Raw genomic sequence first — 14,794 nt, forward strand, 5'->3', positions numbered from 1 at the left:
GTGCCCCACGGGGGGCGCTCATCCGGCACAGTTGACGCGTGCAGTCGTCCCCGGGGATGGTCACCGTCGCGGCGCTGAGCGGGATCGCCGCGGCCGCCGCCACGGTGCTGCTCGCCGCGTCCGCGCGGCGTCGCACCGGCCCTCGGCGGCAGGCCCACCTGCTGCTGGCCGTCGCCGCCGGGGCGGCCCTGCTCAGCCTGCTGGTCGGTCTCGGCGGTCTGCTCGCGGCCGGGGACCACTGGGCGCACCGGCAGGGCCAGCGGACCGGCTGGGCGGCAGTGGTCGCGGTGGGCACCACGCTCGCCGGGCTCGGCCTCGGCGCCGCCGTGCTCCGGCTGCCCGGCGCCGCCGCGACCCGCGCCGCCACCGCCCGGCTGCTGCTGGACGGCCTGATCATGGGCAGCGCGCTCTGGTTCGTCGGCTGGGTGGCGTTCAGCGAGCCGACCCGGCTGCTCGGTGACGCCACCCCGGTCGCCTGCCTGCCGATCGTGCTGGCCTCGATCATCGCGGCGCTGACCACCGGGCTGACCGTGATCCTGGTGCTGCGGGTCGCGCCGCCACGCGGGTGGCTGACCCTGCTCGGCGTCGGCGCGATAGCGGTCACCGCGGGCGGGCTGGGCGTCTCGGCCGGGCTCTGCCAGGCCGGTCCCGGCCTGGCGCTGACCGGCGCCACGCTGACCGCCGCCGGCCTGCTCGCCACCGCCGTGGCCGGACGCCGGGCCGACCTGACGCAGCTCGACGTCGATCTCATCCGCCGCGACGGCGAGTACGCCTTCGTGCCGATGTTCGCCATCGCCGCCTCCGCGATGTACCACCTGGTGCAGGGTGGCGGGTTCGACGGGTACGCCATCGTGGCCGGCACGGTCGAGGGCTTCGCCCTGGTCACCCGGCAGTACCTGGCGCTCAACGACGTACGCGGCTACGCGGGCCGGCTGGCCGAGCGGGAGGCGCACTTCCGTGAGCTGGCGCACACCGACCCGCTCACCGGGCTGGCGAACCGGCGCGGGCTGCTGCGGGCCCTGCACCGCTGCGCCGAGTCGGGCGTGCCCTGCGTCCTGCTCGGGCTCGACCTGGACGGGTTCAAGAACGTCAACGACATGCGGGGCCACGACGTCGGCGACGCGGTGCTGATCGAGGTGGGGCGGCGGCTGCGGGGCAACCTGCGGCCGGGTGACCTGGCGGCCCGGCTCGGCGGCGACGAGTTCGCGGTGCTGATGCACGGGTCGGCCGATCCCGGCCCGGTGGCCGACCGGCTGCTCGGGGTGCTCGGCCGCCCGTACGAGCAGGGGGACGGTCCGGTCTTCCTGTCGGTGAGCATCGGCGTGGCGGCCGGGCACGGCGACGCGGACGTGGAGCTGCTGCTGCGCAACGCCGACCTGGCGCTGCGCTACGCCAAGCAGCGGGGCAAGAACCGGATCGAGCGCTACGACGCCACGTACGACCAGTTGCTGAGCCGGCGTACCCGGCTGGAGCACGAGCTGCGCGGCGCGATCGAGCGCGACGAGCTGCGGCTGGTCTTCCAGCCGGTGGCCTCGCTGCCGTCGGTGCGCCCGGTCGGCGCCGAGGCGCTGCTGCGCTGGCGGCACCCGGAGCTGGGCAACGTCCGGCCGGACGAGTTCATCCCGCTCGCCGAGGAGTGCGGGATGATCGCCAAGCTCGGCGCGTGGGTGCTGCACCAGGCCTGCTACCAGCTCTCCCGCTGGCTCGCAGACGGGCACGACGTGTGGGTGTCGGTGAACGTCTCACCGCGCGAGCTGCACGCGCCGGAGTACGTGGTCCAGGTCGCCGAGGCGCTGCGCGCGCACCACGTGCCGCCGCAGCGGCTGGTGCTGGAGGTGACCGAGCACGCGGTCGCCACCGACCTGGACGAGCTGATCCGGCGGCTCACCGCGCTGCGGCTGACCGGCGTCCGGATCGCGCTGGACGACTTCGGCGCCGGCTACTCGTCGCTCGGCCAGCTCCGGCGGCTGCCGATCGACATTCTCAAGATCGACCACAGTCTGGTCGCCGAGCACGAGCCGGTCCGGCCGGTCGGGCGGGACGGTCCGGCGTTCGCGCCGATGGTCGACATCGTCATGCGCCTGGGGCATCAGCTCGGCCTGGAGGTGATCGCCGAGGGCGTGACCAATCCGACCGAGCTGGCCGCGGTGGTGGCCGCCGGCTGCCGGTTCGGTCAGGGGGCGCTGTTCGGCTGGGGCGTGCCGGCCGAGCACCTGGAGGCGATGCTGGAGGCGGCGACCGCGCCCGGGAACCGGCACACCGCGATGCCGCAGACGCCACCCGCGCCGCCGGCGCACAGCCCGTCGCCGTTGCTGCCCCGGTTGCGCAACAACCCGCCGGCCACAGTGCCCGCGCAGCGTCCTCCGATGGAGGGATCTTCGCAGGTGGCACCGGGGGTGGAGGGCATGCCGGGTACCGAAACGCCCACGTCCGTGAACCAAAATGTGGGATCAGTTGACTCATCGCGTGAGATGCGTCAGGCTTAGCCGCATGTCGTCGAACCGGTCGCCGCGAGTACTTACCTGAGCGCACTCTCCCACCGAGAGTGCGCTGGCCCCGTGCATCCTGCACGTGGGCTTTTTTGTTGCCGTCGGACCCATCGCGGGACCTCCGCGTCCCATCCTGAGAAGCGCGTCACCCACTCACTTCCGAAGGCTTGAACCGCCATGACGAGACCCACGCCAGAGACCCTCGCCCACACCGCCCGCCGTGCCCGTTCCGGCACCGGCGCGGCCGGTGACTCCGACTCCGCCGCCCGCCCCGGCCGTGCCGCCCCGGCGGCCGCCACCACCGAGACGCCCGTACGGGAGCCCGCCACCGCGCAGGTCTCGGGCGCCGGTTCGCTCGTGCGGTCGCTGGAGGCGCTCGGCGTCGACGTGGTCTTCGGCATTCCGGGCGGTGCGATCCTGCCCGCGTACGACCCGCTCTACGACTCCACGGTCCGCCACATCCTGGTCCGGCACGAGCAGGGCGCCGGGCACGCGGCCACCGGTTACGCGCAGGCCACCGGCCGGGTGGGCGTCTGCATCGCCACCTCCGGCCCGGGCGCGACGAACCTGGTGACGCCGATCGCCGACGCCTACATGGACTCGGTGCCGATGGTGGCGATCACCGGCCAGGTGGCCCGGCCGTCGATCGGCACGGACGCCTTCCAGGAGGCGGACATCCAGGGCATCACGCTGCCGATCACCAAGCACAACTTCCTGGTGCAGACGGCCGACGAGATCCCGCGGGTGCTGGCCGAGGCGTTCCACCTGGCCGCGACCGGCCGGCCCGGCCCGGTGCTCGTCGACATCCCGAAGGACGTGCTCCAGGCGCCGGCGACCTTCTCCTGGCCGCCCGCGCTCGACCTGCCCGGCTACCGGCCCACGCTGCACCCGCACGGCAAGCAGATCCGCGAGGCGGCCCGGCTGATGACCAATGCCCGCCGTCCGGTGCTCTACGTCGGCGGCGGCGTGCTCAAGGCCGGCGCCACCGAGGGGCTGCGCAAGCTGGCCGAGCAGACCGGCATCCCGGTGGTCACCACGCTGATGGCGCTCGGCGCGTTCCCCGACTCGCACCGCCAGCACCTGGGCATGCCGGGCATGCACGGCACCGTGGCCGCGGTCTACGGCCTGCAGAAGGCCGACCTGATCGTGGCGCTGGGCGCCCGCTTCGACGACCGGGTGACCGGCAAGCTCGACTCGTTCGCGCCGGACGCGACTGTGGTCCACGCCGACATCGACCCGGCCGAGATCGGCAAGAACCGGCACGCCGACGTCCCGATCGTGGGCGACGCGCGGCACGTCATCGACGAGCTGATCGCGGCGGTCACCGCCGAGCAGGCCGCGCACCCGTCGGTCGACCTGACCGACTGGTGGGCGCAGCTCGACGACCTGCGCGAGCGGTACCCGCTCGGTTTCGAGGAGCCGGCCGACGGCACGCTCTCCCCGCAGTACGTGATCAAGCGGCTGGGCGAGATCGCCGGCCCGGACGCGATCTACGTGGCGGGCGTCGGCCAGCACCAGATGTGGGCCAGCCAGTTCATCTCGTACGAGAAGCCGCACACCTGGCTCAACTCCGGTGGCCTGGGCACCATGGGCTACGCCGTCCCGGCCGCGATGGGGGCCAAGGTCGGCAAGCCGGACACCACCGTGTGGGCGGTCGACGGCGACGGCTGCTTCCAGATGACCAACCAGGAGCTGGCCACCTGCGCGCTGGAGGGCATCCCGGTCAAGGTCGCCGTGATCAACAACGGCAACCTGGGCATGGTGCGGCAGTGGCAGACCCTGTTCTACGGGGAGCGCTACTCCAACACCGAGCTGGGCACGCACAAGCACCGCATCCCGGACTTCGTCAAGCTCGCCGAGGCGCTCGGCTGCGTCGGGCTGCGCTGCGAGAACGCCGCCGACGTGGACAAGACCATCGAGGCGGCCATGGCGATCAACGACGCGCCGGTGGTCATCGACTTCGTGGTCGGCAAGGACGCGATGGTCTGGCCGATGGTCGCCGCCGGCACCAGCAACGACGAGATCATGTTCGCGCGGGGCGTGCGCCCTGCTTTCGACGAGGACGAACTCTAAATGACGATGCACACGCTGTCCGTGCTGGTGGAGAACAAGCCGGGCGTCCTGGCCCGGGTCTCCGGGCTGTTCTCCCGGCGCGGGTTCAACATCGACAGCCTCGCCGTCGGCGAGACCGAGAACCCGGACGTCTCCCGCATCACCATCGTGGTCAACGCCGAGTCCTCGCCGCTGGAGCAGGTGACCAAGCAGCTCAACAAGCTGGTCAACGTACTCAAGATCGTGGAGCTGGACCCGCAGGTGTCGGTGGCGCGGGAGTTGCTGCTGGTCAAGGTCCGCGCGGACCGCACGGCCCGCGCCCAGGTGCTGGAGACGGTCGGCCTGTTCCGTGCCCGGGTGGTCGACGTCGCGCCGGACACGCTGACGATCGAGGCCACCGGCACGCCGGACAAGCTCGACGCGCTGCTGCGTGACCTGGAGCCGTTCGGCATCAAGGAGATGGTCCAGTCCGGCACGGTGGCCATCGGGCGGGGTTCCCGGGCCATCACCGCCGGCCCGGCCCTGCGCGCCGCCTGATCCGTACCCACAAGTTTTTTCGACGGGCCGACGGGCTCCGCCGTACGAAAGGGAAGTCAATGAGCGTTGAGGTGTTCTACGACGACGACGCCGACCTGGGCCTGATCCAGGGCCGCAAGGTCGCCGTGATCGGGTACGGCAGCCAGGGCCACGCGCACGCGCTGTCGCTGCGCGACTCGGGCGTCGACGTGGTGATCGGCCTGCCCGCCGGGTCGAAGAGCCGGCCGAAGGCCGAGGAGCAGGGCCTGCGGGTGCTCACGCCCGCCGAGGCGGCCGCCGAGGCCGACGTGATCATGATCCTGGCGCCGGACACGGCCCAGCGGCACATCTACGCCGAGGCCATCGCGCCGAACCTGACCGCGGGCAAGGCGCTGTTCTTCGGGCACGGCTTCAACATCCGGTACGGCCTGATCAAGCCCCCGGCCGACGTGGACGTGGCGATGGTCGCCCCGAAGGGCCCCGGTCACCTGGTCCGCCGCCAGTACGTCGACGGCAAGGGCGTGCCCTGCCTGGTCGCCGTCGAGCAGGACGCCAGCGGCAACGCGTTCGGCCTCGCCCTGGCGTACGCCAAGGCGATCGGCGGCACCCGCGCCGGCGCGATCCGGACCACGTTCACCGAGGAGACCGAGACCGACCTGTTCGGCGAGCAGGCGGTGCTCTGCGGCGGCGCGGCGGCGCTGGTGCAGACCGGTTTCGAGGTGCTCACCGAGGCCGGCTACGCGCCCGAGGTGGCCTACTTCGAGTGCCTGCACGAGCTGAAGCTGATCGTCGACCTGATGTACGAGGGCGGCATCGCCCGGATGCGCTACAGCATCTCCGACACCGCCGAGTACGGCGACCTGTCCCGTGGCCCGCGCGTGATCGACTCGCGGGTCAAGGAGGAGATGCGCAAGATCCTCGGCGAGATCCAGTCCGGCGAGTTCGCCCGCGAGTGGGTGGCCGAGGACGAGGCCGGCCGGCCGAACTTCGCCAAGTGGCAGGCCGAGGGCGCGGCGCACCCGATCGAGGAGACCGGGCAGAAGCTGCGCGGCATGATGAGCTGGGTCGACCGGCCGATCACCGAGACCGCCTGAGTTCTTCCCTCGTGCGGCCCGTGGCCCGACGCTCTCCCCGGCGTCCGGCTGCGGGCCGCCGTGCGTTCACGTGTTGAGACACGGTGAGTAGCGCCTCGTCCCGTACCGCACCCGTTAACGGGGGATGACGGGCGTGCGACGGGCCTTTGTGAGGGCCCTCACCCCGCACTCCGGGACACGCCGGGCGGGCAGCCACCTACCATCCTTGGTGTGGTGCCCCGGCGCACCCGACGGCCATGGCACGGATCGGCGTAGGGCGCAGCGCGGCGCCCCGGCGTCCCAGGCCGCACCATTACCGAGCGTCTACGAGGACCGATGAATCCTGTCGTACTGATCGCCGAAGAACTCGCCCCCGCCGCCATCGAGGTGCTCGCCCACGACTTCGACGTGCGGCACGTGGACGGCACCGATCGCCCGGCCCTGCTCTCCGCCCTCTCCGAGGCCGACGCGGTGATCGTACGCAGCGCCACCCAGATCGACGCCGAGGCGATCGCGGCCGCGCCGCGGCTCAAGGTGGTCGCCCGGGCCGGCGTCGGTCTGGACAACGTCGAGGTGCCCGCCGCCACCGCCCGGGGCGTCATGGTGGTGAACGCGCCCACCTCGAACATCGTCTCCGCCGCCGAGCAGGCCGTCGCGCTGCTGCTCGCGGTGGCCCGCAACACCGCCAGCGCCAGCGCCGCGCTCAAGGCCGGCGAGTGGAAGCGGTCCAAGTACACCGGCGTGGAGATCCAGGGCAAGACCGTGGGCGTGGTCGGCCTCGGCCGCATCGGCGTGCTGTTCGCCCAGCGCATCGCCGCGTTCGGCACCCGGCTGATCGCGTACGACCCGTACATCCAGCCGGCCCGCGCCGCGCAGCTCGGTGTCCGCCTGGTCGGGCTGGAGGAGCTGCTGCGGGAGAGCGACTTCATCTCGATCCACCTGCCGAAGACGCCGGAGACGGTGGGCCTGATCGGCGAGAAGGAGCTGGCGATCGTCAAGCCGGGCGTCCGGATCGTCAACGCGGCCCGGGGCGGGCTGGTCGACGAGCAGGCGCTCGCCGACGCGATCGCGGAGGGCCGGGTCGCCGGCGCCGGCGTCGACGTGTACGCCAAGGAGCCCTGCACCTCCTCGCCGCTGTTCGCCTTCGACAACGTGGTGGCCACCCCGCACCTGGGCGCCTCCACGAACGAGGCGCAGGACAAGGCCGGTCTGGCCGTGGCCAAGAGCGTCAAGCTGGCGCTCCAGGGCGAGTTCGTGCCGGACGCGGTGAACGTGCAGGCCGGCGGCGTGGTCGCCGAGGACGTACGCCCGCTGCTGCCGCTGGCCGAGCGGCTGGGCCGGGCGTTCACCGCCCTGGCCGGCGGGGTGGCCGCCAGCGTCACCGTCGAGGTGCGCGGTGAGATCGCCGCCCACGACGTGTCGGTGCTCAAGCTGGCCGCGACCAAGGGCCTGTTCAGCTCCGTGGTGGAGGAGCAGGTCACCTACGTCAACGCGCCGCACCTGGCGGCCGAGCGGGGTGTCGAGGTCACGCTGGCCACGCCGGGCGAGACGGTCGACCACCCGAACCTGGTGACCGTGCGCGGCGCGCTGCCGGACGGCCGTACCGTCCGGGTGTCCGGCACCGTGGTGCACACCGGCGCCCGGGACGTGTTCAAGCTGACCGAGGTGGACGGCTTCGACGTCGAGATCGGCGCGGAGGGCATCCTGGTCTTCCTGCGCTACGCCGACCGGCCCGGCGTGGTCGGCACCGTCGGCACGCTGCTCGGCGAGGCCGGCGTCAACATCGCCGCCATGCAGGTGGCCCGCCGTGAGGCCGGTGGCGAGACGCTGATGACGCTCACCGTCGACCAGGCGCTCGGCGCCGACCTGCTCACCTCCGCCGCCGACTCGATCGGCGCGGTGGCGGCCAGCGCGGCCGACCTGCGCGACGTGTAGTCCGGACAGGACACATCGGGGCCCGGCCGGATGCGGCCGGGCCCTTCGTCGTTCCGGCCGGTCAGGAACGCACGCGGGCCGGTGGCGGGTAGACCGAGCCGTCCTGCGCGTCGAAGAGCATCAGGTCGTGTTCGCCGGCCAGCCGTTCGATGTCCAGCAGGACCTGGTCCGGGCAGGTCGGGTTCAGGTTCATCTCGATGTGGTCGGCGGCCGTGTGCAGCGGCGCCTCCCAGGGCGTACCCGGCCGGGTCGGACCGTCGGGGTAGCTCGCCGTGATCGCCCGGTAGAAGGCGACCAGCCTCGGGTCGGGTTGCTGCTTGCCGTGCCAGCCCTCGCGGCACTGCTGCACCGCCGCCCGCACCTGCTCCGGTGTCGCCCCGTTCGGCAGGGCCCACACGCTCAGATCGAAACTCACGGCGGACAGCGTGCCATCCCGGGCCCGGCCCGTCACCTCTGCCCCACCGTGCGTTCACCGGCTGATTGCCGACACCGATTCCCCGGCGTCCGCTGTGGAGACTCTTGCGTCGAGTTGCGTCGATTCGCTAGCGTACCGTTGCGGTTTCCGGCTGAGTCGATTCCCCGGCCCGTCTTCGGGTGGCGCGGTCGGGCGTCCGCCCCGTCGGCCCGCACCCCTCGATTGCGCGAGCCACGCGCACTCGTCGCTGACCGGCCCCCACGGTCGTTGCCGAGACCGCGGGGGCCGATCGCGGCTCAGCGCCGGTGCTGCGCGAACAGCGGGCGGTAGTCCGAGTCCTGGCGGAACCAGGCCAGTCCGGCCGGTCCGGCGGCGTACAGGGCGGTGGCGTAGGCGTCGGCGACGGCGAGGTCCGGGCCGATCACGGTGGCGGCCGCCAGGCGGTCGGTCGGCTCGCCGGTGTGCGGGTCGATCACGTGCCCCCGCCGCCCGGTGACACCGGAGGTGCCCACCGCGCCGGTCGTCATCTCCAGCACGAGCGGCGTGCGCCGGGTGTCGGTGGGGTGGTGCACGGCCACGCGCCACGGCCCGCCGTGCGCCGCGCGCCCGCGTACCGTCAGGTCGGCGCCGCTGAGCACGGCGTAGTCGTGGATGCCGGCGGCGCGCAACCGCGCCGCGGCCCGCTCCACGGCCCAGCCGCCGAGCAGGCCGCCCGGGTCGAAGCCGCCGGGCACCGCCCAGGCGTCGAACCAGCCGTCGGTCGCCGCCCGCATCGACGCGCAGAGGTCGATCAGGTCGGCCAGCGGGGGGTACGAGTCGGGGCTGATCTCGTCGCGGCGCAGCCGGGAGACGAGGCTGTCCGGCCGGTTCGGTCCGTAGGTGAGGTCGATGGCGCGCAGTTCGGCGACGGCGTCCCGCAGCGCCTCGCCCACCACCCGGTGGCCCAGCCACTCGGGCGCGTTGAGCAGCAGTGTGTAGTCGGCGGTCGAGGTGGCCACCGTGTGCCGGACGGTGATCCGGCCGGACGCGCCGGCGCCGGGCCGCTCGACGCGGTGGCTGCTGGCGCCCAGGTGCAGGTCCGGACGGACCGGGCGGAACGCGGACTGGTCGACCCAGCGGGTACGTGGTTGCTCGTCCGCCCAGTGGGTCCGCCGGTGCTCGATCCGCATGACACCTGCCCCTCGGTGGTCGCCGCCGTGTCGCGGCGGTGGCCGGTTCCGGGCCTGCGTCGACCCGATGAAACCCGACCCTAAGCAGTGGAGATGACCGCGCCATGGGTGTCAGCTGGGAGGATCCTGTGACTCGCGTTCCCGAATGGTGGAAGATTCGTACCGGGGGACGGGACACCGACGTACCGTTGCCGGGAACGTCGAGACGAGGAGCATCAGGTGGCACGCATCGCGGTGGTGGCCGGCGACGGCATCGGACCCGAGGTGGTCGCGCAGGCCCGCAAGGTCCTCGACGCGGTGCTGCCCGGCATCGAGGCCACCGAGTACGACCTGGGCGCGGCGCGCTGGCACCGCACCGGCGAGGCGCTGCCCGACTCCGTCCTCGACGAGCTGGCCGGTCACGACGCCATCCTGCTCGGCGCGGTCGGCGACCCGACCGTGCCGCCGGGCGTGCTGGAGCGCGGCCTGCTGCTCAAGCTCCGGTTCGCCTTCGACCAGTACGTCAACCTGCGCCCGTCCCGGCTCTGGCCCGGCGTCGGCGGCCCGCTCGCCGCGGTCAAGCCCGGCGAGGTCGACCTCGTGGTGGTCCGCGAGGGCACCGAGGGGCTGTACGCGGGCGCCGGAGGCGCGCTGCACCGGGACACCCCGGCCGAGGTGGCCACCGAGGAGAGCCTGAACACCCGGCACGGCGTCGAGCGGGTCATCCGCGACGCCTTCGCCCGCGCCCGCCGTCGCGAACGGCGCAAGGTCACGCTCGTGCACAAGACCAACGTGCTCACCCACGCCGGTTCGCTCTGGTCGCGCGCCTTCGCCGCGGTGGCCGCCGAGCACCCCGACGTCACCACCGAGTACCAGCACATCGACGCCGCCGCGATGTTCCTGGTGACCAACCCGTCCCGGTACGACGTGGTGGTCACCGACAACCTCTTCGGCGACATCCTCACCGACATCGCCGCCGCGGTGACCGGTGGCATCGGGCTGGCGGCCAGCGGCTGCATCAACCCGGAGGGGCGCTACCCGTCGATGTTCGAGCCGGTGCACGGCTCCGCGCCGGACATCGCCGGCAAGGGCGTCGCCGACCCGGTCGCCGCCGTGCTCTCCGCCGCGCTGCTGCTGGACCAGCTCGGCCACGCCGACGCCGCCGCCCGGGTCACCGCCGCGGTCGGCGCCGAGCTGGCCGCGCGTACGCCCGGCGCGCCGCTGCGCACCGAGGAGGTCGGCGACCGGCTCGCCGGGTACGCCGTATCCTGACCGGGCCGATCCTCACCTGGCGGCCCGGTAACGGGCCGCCAGACCCGTCTCCGGGCCCGATTCGGCGGTCCGGTGCGGCGCAGCCGTCCGAGGGGCGGACCTATCCGCTGAACGACCGTTCGGGGTAAGTTTCTGGCACCAGTGACGTCGGCGTGCGATCCCGCATGCCGTGAACCCGCAGGGAGGTCAGCGCGATGAGCGGTGGTGACAAGCTCGATTTCGAGATCCGTCCGAATCCCGCGCCGGTATCCGCCGCCGACCGGGCCGCCCTGCTGGCGAACCCCGGTTTCGGCCGGGTCTTCACCGACCACATGGTCACCATCCGCTACGCCGAGGGCAAGGGCTGGTACGACGCCCGCCTGGAGGCGCGCGCGCCGATCCCGATGGACCCGGCCGCGGCGGTGCTGCACTACGCGCAGGAGATCTTCGAAGGGCTGAAGGCGTACCGCACCGGCGACACGGTGACGATGTTCCGCCCGGAGGCCAACGCGGCCCGGTTCAGCGCGTCCGCCCGCCGGCTCGCCATGCCGGAGCTGCCGGAGGCGACGTTCGTGGAGTCGCTGCGCCGCCTGGTCGAGATCGACCAGGCGTGGATCCCGGAGCACGAGGACGCCAGCCTCTACCTGCGTCCGTTCATGTTCGCCAGCGAGGTCTTCCTCGGCGTGCGCCCGGCCAACGAATACCTGTACTGCGTCATCGCCTCGCCGGCCGGGGCGTACTTCTCCGGCGGGGTGAAGCCGGTGACGGTCTGGGTCTCGCCGGACTACACCCGGGCCGCGCCCGGCGGCACCGGCGCGGCCAAGTGCGGCGGCAACTACGCCGCGTCGCTCGCGGCGCAGGCCGAGGCGATCGAGGCCGGCTGCGACCAGGTGGTCTTCCTGGACGCGGTCGAGCGGCGCTACGTGGACGAGCTGGGCGGCATGAACGTCTTCTTCGTCTACGACGACGGCAGCATCGTCACCCCGCCGCTGGGCGGCACGATCCTGCCCGGCATCACCCGCGACGCGATCCTCACCCTGGCCGCCGAGGCCGGGCACGAGGTGCGGGAGGCGCCGGTCAGCTTCGCCGACTGGCAGGCCGACGCGGCGAGCGGGCGGCTGCGCGAGGTGTTCGCCTGCGGCACGGCCGCTGTCGTCACCCCGATCGGCGGCGTGCGCTTCCCGGAGGGCGAGTTCCTCATCGGCGGCGGCGAGCCCGGCCAGGTCACCATGGCCCTTCGCCAGAAGCTGGTGGACATCCAGCGCGGTCGCGCCGAGGACCCGCACGGCTGGGTCACCCGGGTCATCTGACCGCCCGACCGCGCGGTGAGCAGCGAGTCCGCTCCCTGCTCACCGCGCGGCGTCAGTCCAGCAGGTGGGTGCGCAGCGACTCCAGCTGCGTCTCGGTGACGCCCGCGTGGGTCAGGTAACCCTCGACCGAGCCGTGGCCGGCGCGCAGCTCGGCCAGGAACAGCTCCATCGTCTCGGCCGGTGACTCCAGGAACGGCGGCGGCGGTTCCTCCGCGTCCGGCAGCGTGGCGCGGACCCACTCGGTGAAGCGCTGCGACGCCGCGGTGCTGAGCGCGTAGTCGGCGACCACGTCCTCGTCGGGCACCCCGAGCACGGAGAGCGTGAGCGCGCAGACGATGCCGGTGCGGTCCTTCCCGGCGACGCAGTGCACCACCACCGGCGCGTTGGCGCTGTCCGCGATCAGCCCGACCGCCTCGGCGAGCCCGGCGGTCCCGGTACACGCCAGGTCGGCGTACCGGTCGGCCAGGTAGCGGGCCAGGCTGACGCCGGAGGCGTCGAACCGGTTCGCGCCCCAGTCGGCGTGCTCGGGGTGGATGTGCCGGTAGGCGAGCCCGTCGTAGGCGGGCACCCGCCCGTCGCGTTCCACCTCGGTGGGGCGGCGCAGGTCGATCACGGTACGGATGCCGAGCGCGGTGAACGCCGCCCGGTCGGTCTCGTCGATGCGGTGCAGCGAGTCGGAACGGTAGAGCCGGCCGCGGCGCACGGTGCGCCCGTCCTGAGCGGCGTATCCGCCGACGTCGCGGAAGTTGAACAGGGTGGGGAAGCGGCTCTGCGGGGCGTCCACATCCGACACGGTACGGCCGGCGGGGCGTTCCCACGGCCCCGCCGGCCGTCGCCGCGGTGTCAGATGCGCGGCGGCACGTCCGGCGGCAGCGCCGAGTGGCTCTCGCCGTAGTAGCCGCCGAGCCGGTCCCGGTAGCCCGGGTCGGCGTGGCTGGACTCGTCGTACTCCGGGGCGGCCTTGATCTGGTCCTTCTCCCGGTCGACGTGCACGGTGCGGGCGTCGTGGTCGACGTGGTTCACGGTCCCGGCCGGGAGCATCACCTTCTTGCCGAAGATCCACGGCCCGGTGTCCACGACCAGGTAGCTGTCGTCCACCTCGTGGCTCGCCCGGTCGATCTTGCCGATGGCGCCGTCGGTGGCCTCGACCTTGTAGCCGGTCAGGTCGGCGCTCGCCACGCCCGCCTCGTCGCGGTAGCGCCACGGGTCGAAGGCGCCCGCCGGGGCGCCCCCGGCGACGGTGCCCCGGCCGTCGTCGAGGATCGGCTCGGTGCCGCCGTGCGTGGCGCGCGGGTCCAGTCCGTCCATGTGCCGCCTCCCGTCCCCAGGGCCGCGGCCGTCGCGGCGCCGTCATCAGTCGGGAGGGTTACCCACCCTGTCCGGGCACCAACCCGCCGGCGGCCGGCCCGCCCACGCCGAGGGGCCGGCGCCACGGTGGTGACGCCGGCCCCTCGGGAGGTCGGCCCGCGCGGCGCCGGTCGGGCGCGTCCGGGCCGGTGGATCAGGCCAGCGCGGCCTCCGCGTCCAGGGTCACCGCGGCGGCGTGTACGACGGCGGCGATCCGCAGCCCCTCGTGCACCTGCTCCCGGCTGAACCCGGCGGCGCGCAGCGTCTTCTCGTGCGACTCCAGGCAGACGCCGCAGCCGGTAATCGCCGAGACGGCGAGGCACCACAGCTCGAAGTCGGTCTTCTCCACGCCGGGGCGGGCGATGATCTGCATCCGCAGCCGGGCCGGCAGCGACGCGTACTGCTCGTCGCCGATCAGGTGCTTGGCCCGGTAGTAGACGTTGTTCATCGCCATGACCGCAGCCGCGCCCTTGGCCGCCGCGACCGCCTCGGGCGTGAGGTGACCGGCCGCCTCGGCGGCGATCTCCCGCAGCACCACCGGGTTGCGGGCCGCCACCGCGCAGGCCAGGGCGGTGCCCCACGCCTGCTCCGGCTTCAGCGTCGAGGTGGTGATGGTGGAGCCGAGGTTGAGCCGGATGTCCTTGGCGTACTCGGGCAGGCCCGCCTTGATCGCGTCCAGGCCCATGGTCAGGCTCCGGCGCCGGCGAGGAGCGCGTTGGCGTCGAGCGTCGCGCCGCCCTTGTTCCAGTTGCACGGGCACAGCTCGTCGGTCTGGAGCGCGTCGAGCACCCGCAGCACCTCGGAGACGTTACGGCCGACCGAACCGGCGGTCACCATGACGAACTGGATCTCGTTGTTCGGGTCCACGATGAAGGTGGCCCGCTGCGCGACACCGTCGGCGCCGAGCACGCCGCAGGCGGAGGTCAGCTCACGCTTGATGTCGCTGAGCATCGGGAAGGGCAGCTCGCGCAGGTCCGGGTGGTCCTTGCGCCAGGCGTAGTGGACGAACTCGTTGTCGACGGAGACGCCGAGCACCTGGGCGTCGCGGTCGGCGAACTCGCCGTTGAGACGGCCGAACTCGGCGATCTCGGTGGGGCAGACGAAGGTGAAGTCCTTCGGCCAGAAGAACACGACGCGCCACTGGCCCTCGTGGGACTTGTGGTTGATCGTCTCGAACGCCTTGTCGGCGTCGAGCGACACGCAGGCGGTGAGTTCGTACTCGGGGAAGTGGTCACCGACAGTGAGCACGGGTCCTCCT

General features: G+C 73.0%; 13 protein-coding genes. 7 read left to right on the forward strand and 6 right to left on the reverse strand.

Annotated features, from left to right (window positions below; all coding sequences use genetic code 11):
- The first annotated feature begins 38 nt into the window (after window positions 1–38).
- The 5 genes from PVK74_RS27690 (at window position 39) to serA (ending at window position 8,065) form a co-directional block, all read left to right on the forward strand.
- Window positions 39–2,486, forward strand: a complete 2,448-nt coding sequence (locus PVK74_RS27690; RefSeq protein ID WP_043325999.1) for a putative bifunctional diguanylate cyclase/phosphodiesterase — start codon at window positions 39–41, stop codon at window positions 2,484–2,486.
- Window positions 2,487–2,666: 180 nt separating this feature from the next.
- Window positions 2,667–4,562, forward strand: coding sequence for an acetolactate synthase large subunit (locus PVK74_RS27695; RefSeq protein WP_043325998.1), 1,896 nt, complete (start codon window positions 2,667–2,669; stop codon window positions 4,560–4,562).
- Window positions 4,563–5,078, forward strand: a complete 516-nt coding sequence (gene ilvN / locus PVK74_RS27700; RefSeq protein WP_018786257.1) for an acetolactate synthase small subunit — start codon at window positions 4,563–4,565, stop codon at window positions 5,076–5,078.
- 59 nt (window positions 5,079–5,137) lie between these two features.
- Window positions 5,138–6,151, forward strand: a complete 1,014-nt coding sequence (gene ilvC, locus PVK74_RS27705; RefSeq protein WP_043325996.1) for a ketol-acid reductoisomerase — start codon at window positions 5,138–5,140, stop codon at window positions 6,149–6,151.
- A gap of 315 nt (window positions 6,152–6,466) precedes the next feature.
- Window positions 6,467–8,065, forward strand: coding sequence for a phosphoglycerate dehydrogenase (serA, locus tag PVK74_RS27710; protein ID WP_043325995.1), 1,599 nt, complete (start codon window positions 6,467–6,469; stop codon window positions 8,063–8,065).
- A 61-nt stretch (window positions 8,066–8,126) separates the two neighbouring features.
- Here the strand turns inward: serA and PVK74_RS27715 are convergent, their stop codons facing one another.
- Together PVK74_RS27715 and PVK74_RS27720 are read right to left on the reverse strand one after the other, a co-directional pair.
- Complete coding sequence (locus PVK74_RS27715) at window positions 8,127–8,480, reverse strand: hypothetical protein (RefSeq protein WP_030500876.1); 354 nt, start codon at window positions 8,478–8,480, stop codon at window positions 8,127–8,129.
- Between the two features lie 296 nt (window positions 8,481–8,776).
- Window positions 8,777–9,649: an FAD:protein FMN transferase gene (locus PVK74_RS27720; RefSeq protein ID WP_043325992.1), complete on the reverse strand. Its 873-nt coding sequence runs from the start codon at window positions 9,647–9,649 to the stop codon at window positions 8,777–8,779.
- Window positions 9,650–9,868: 219 nt separating this feature from the next.
- Between PVK74_RS27720 and PVK74_RS27725 the strand changes: the two genes are divergently transcribed.
- Window positions 9,869–10,900 carry a 3-isopropylmalate dehydrogenase gene (locus PVK74_RS27725; RefSeq protein WP_030500874.1) on the forward strand — a complete coding sequence of 344 codons (1,032 nt, stop codon included), beginning with the start codon at window positions 9,869–9,871 and terminating at the stop codon, window positions 10,898–10,900.
- A gap of 194 nt (window positions 10,901–11,094) precedes the next feature.
- Window positions 11,095–12,189: a branched-chain amino acid aminotransferase gene (locus PVK74_RS27730; protein WP_274477568.1), complete on the forward strand. Its 1,095-nt coding sequence runs from the start codon at window positions 11,095–11,097 to the stop codon at window positions 12,187–12,189.
- A 52-nt stretch (window positions 12,190–12,241) separates the two neighbouring features.
- Here PVK74_RS27730 and PVK74_RS27735 read toward each other — a convergent pair whose 3' ends face one another.
- The 4 genes from PVK74_RS27735 to PVK74_RS27750 all read right to left on the reverse strand — a co-directional run bounded on the left by PVK74_RS27735 (window position 12,242) and on the right by PVK74_RS27750 (window position 14,784).
- Window positions 12,242–12,982, reverse strand: a complete 741-nt coding sequence (locus PVK74_RS27735; RefSeq protein ID WP_274477569.1) for a tyrosine-protein phosphatase — start codon at window positions 12,980–12,982, stop codon at window positions 12,242–12,244.
- 50 nt (window positions 12,983–13,032) lie between these two features.
- Entirely contained in the window at window positions 13,033–13,497 is a 465-nt protein-coding gene (locus PVK74_RS27740) for a hypothetical protein (protein WP_030500871.1), read from the reverse strand.
- 193 nt (window positions 13,498–13,690) lie between these two features.
- Window positions 13,691–14,221 (reverse strand): alkylhydroperoxidase, AhpD family, encoded by a 531-nt coding sequence (gene ahpD / locus PVK74_RS27745; RefSeq protein WP_104113885.1) that lies wholly within the window; start codon window positions 14,219–14,221, stop codon window positions 13,691–13,693.
- A gap of 2 nt (window positions 14,222–14,223) precedes the next feature.
- Window positions 14,224–14,784, reverse strand: a complete 561-nt coding sequence (locus PVK74_RS27750) for a peroxiredoxin (RefSeq protein ID WP_030500869.1) — start codon at window positions 14,782–14,784, stop codon at window positions 14,224–14,226.
- Window positions 14,785–14,794: the final 10 nt, after the last annotated feature.

This window comes from Micromonospora chalcea (genome assembly GCF_028768405.1).
GTDB classification, from domain to species: Bacteria; Actinomycetota; Actinomycetes; order Mycobacteriales; family Micromonosporaceae; genus Micromonospora; species Micromonospora chalcea.

Bases quoted from the DNA above. Each gene is read 5' to 3' on its own strand.
- PVK74_RS27740 (WP_030500871.1), bottom strand. From the start codon at position 13,497: ATGGACGGACTGGACCCGCGCGCCACGCACGGCGGCACCGAGCCGATC.
- serA (WP_043325995.1), top strand. From the start codon at position 6,467: ATGAATCCTGTCGTACTGATCGCCGAAGAACTCGCCCCCGCCGCCATC.
- ahpD (WP_104113885.1), bottom strand. From the start codon at position 14,221: ATGGGCCTGGACGCGATCAAGGCGGGCCTGCCCGAGTACGCCAAGGAC.
- PVK74_RS27695 (WP_043325998.1), top strand. From the start codon at position 2,667: ATGACGAGACCCACGCCAGAGACCCTCGCCCACACCGCCCGCCGTGCC.
- ilvN (WP_018786257.1), top strand. From the start codon at position 4,563: ATGACGATGCACACGCTGTCCGTGCTGGTGGAGAACAAGCCGGGCGTC.
- PVK74_RS27730 (WP_274477568.1), top strand. From the start codon at position 11,095: ATGAGCGGTGGTGACAAGCTCGATTTCGAGATCCGTCCGAATCCCGCG.
- PVK74_RS27720 (WP_043325992.1), bottom strand. From the start codon at position 9,649: ATGCGGATCGAGCACCGGCGGACCCACTGGGCGGACGAGCAACCACGT.
- ilvC (WP_043325996.1), top strand. From the start codon at position 5,138: ATGAGCGTTGAGGTGTTCTACGACGACGACGCCGACCTGGGCCTGATC.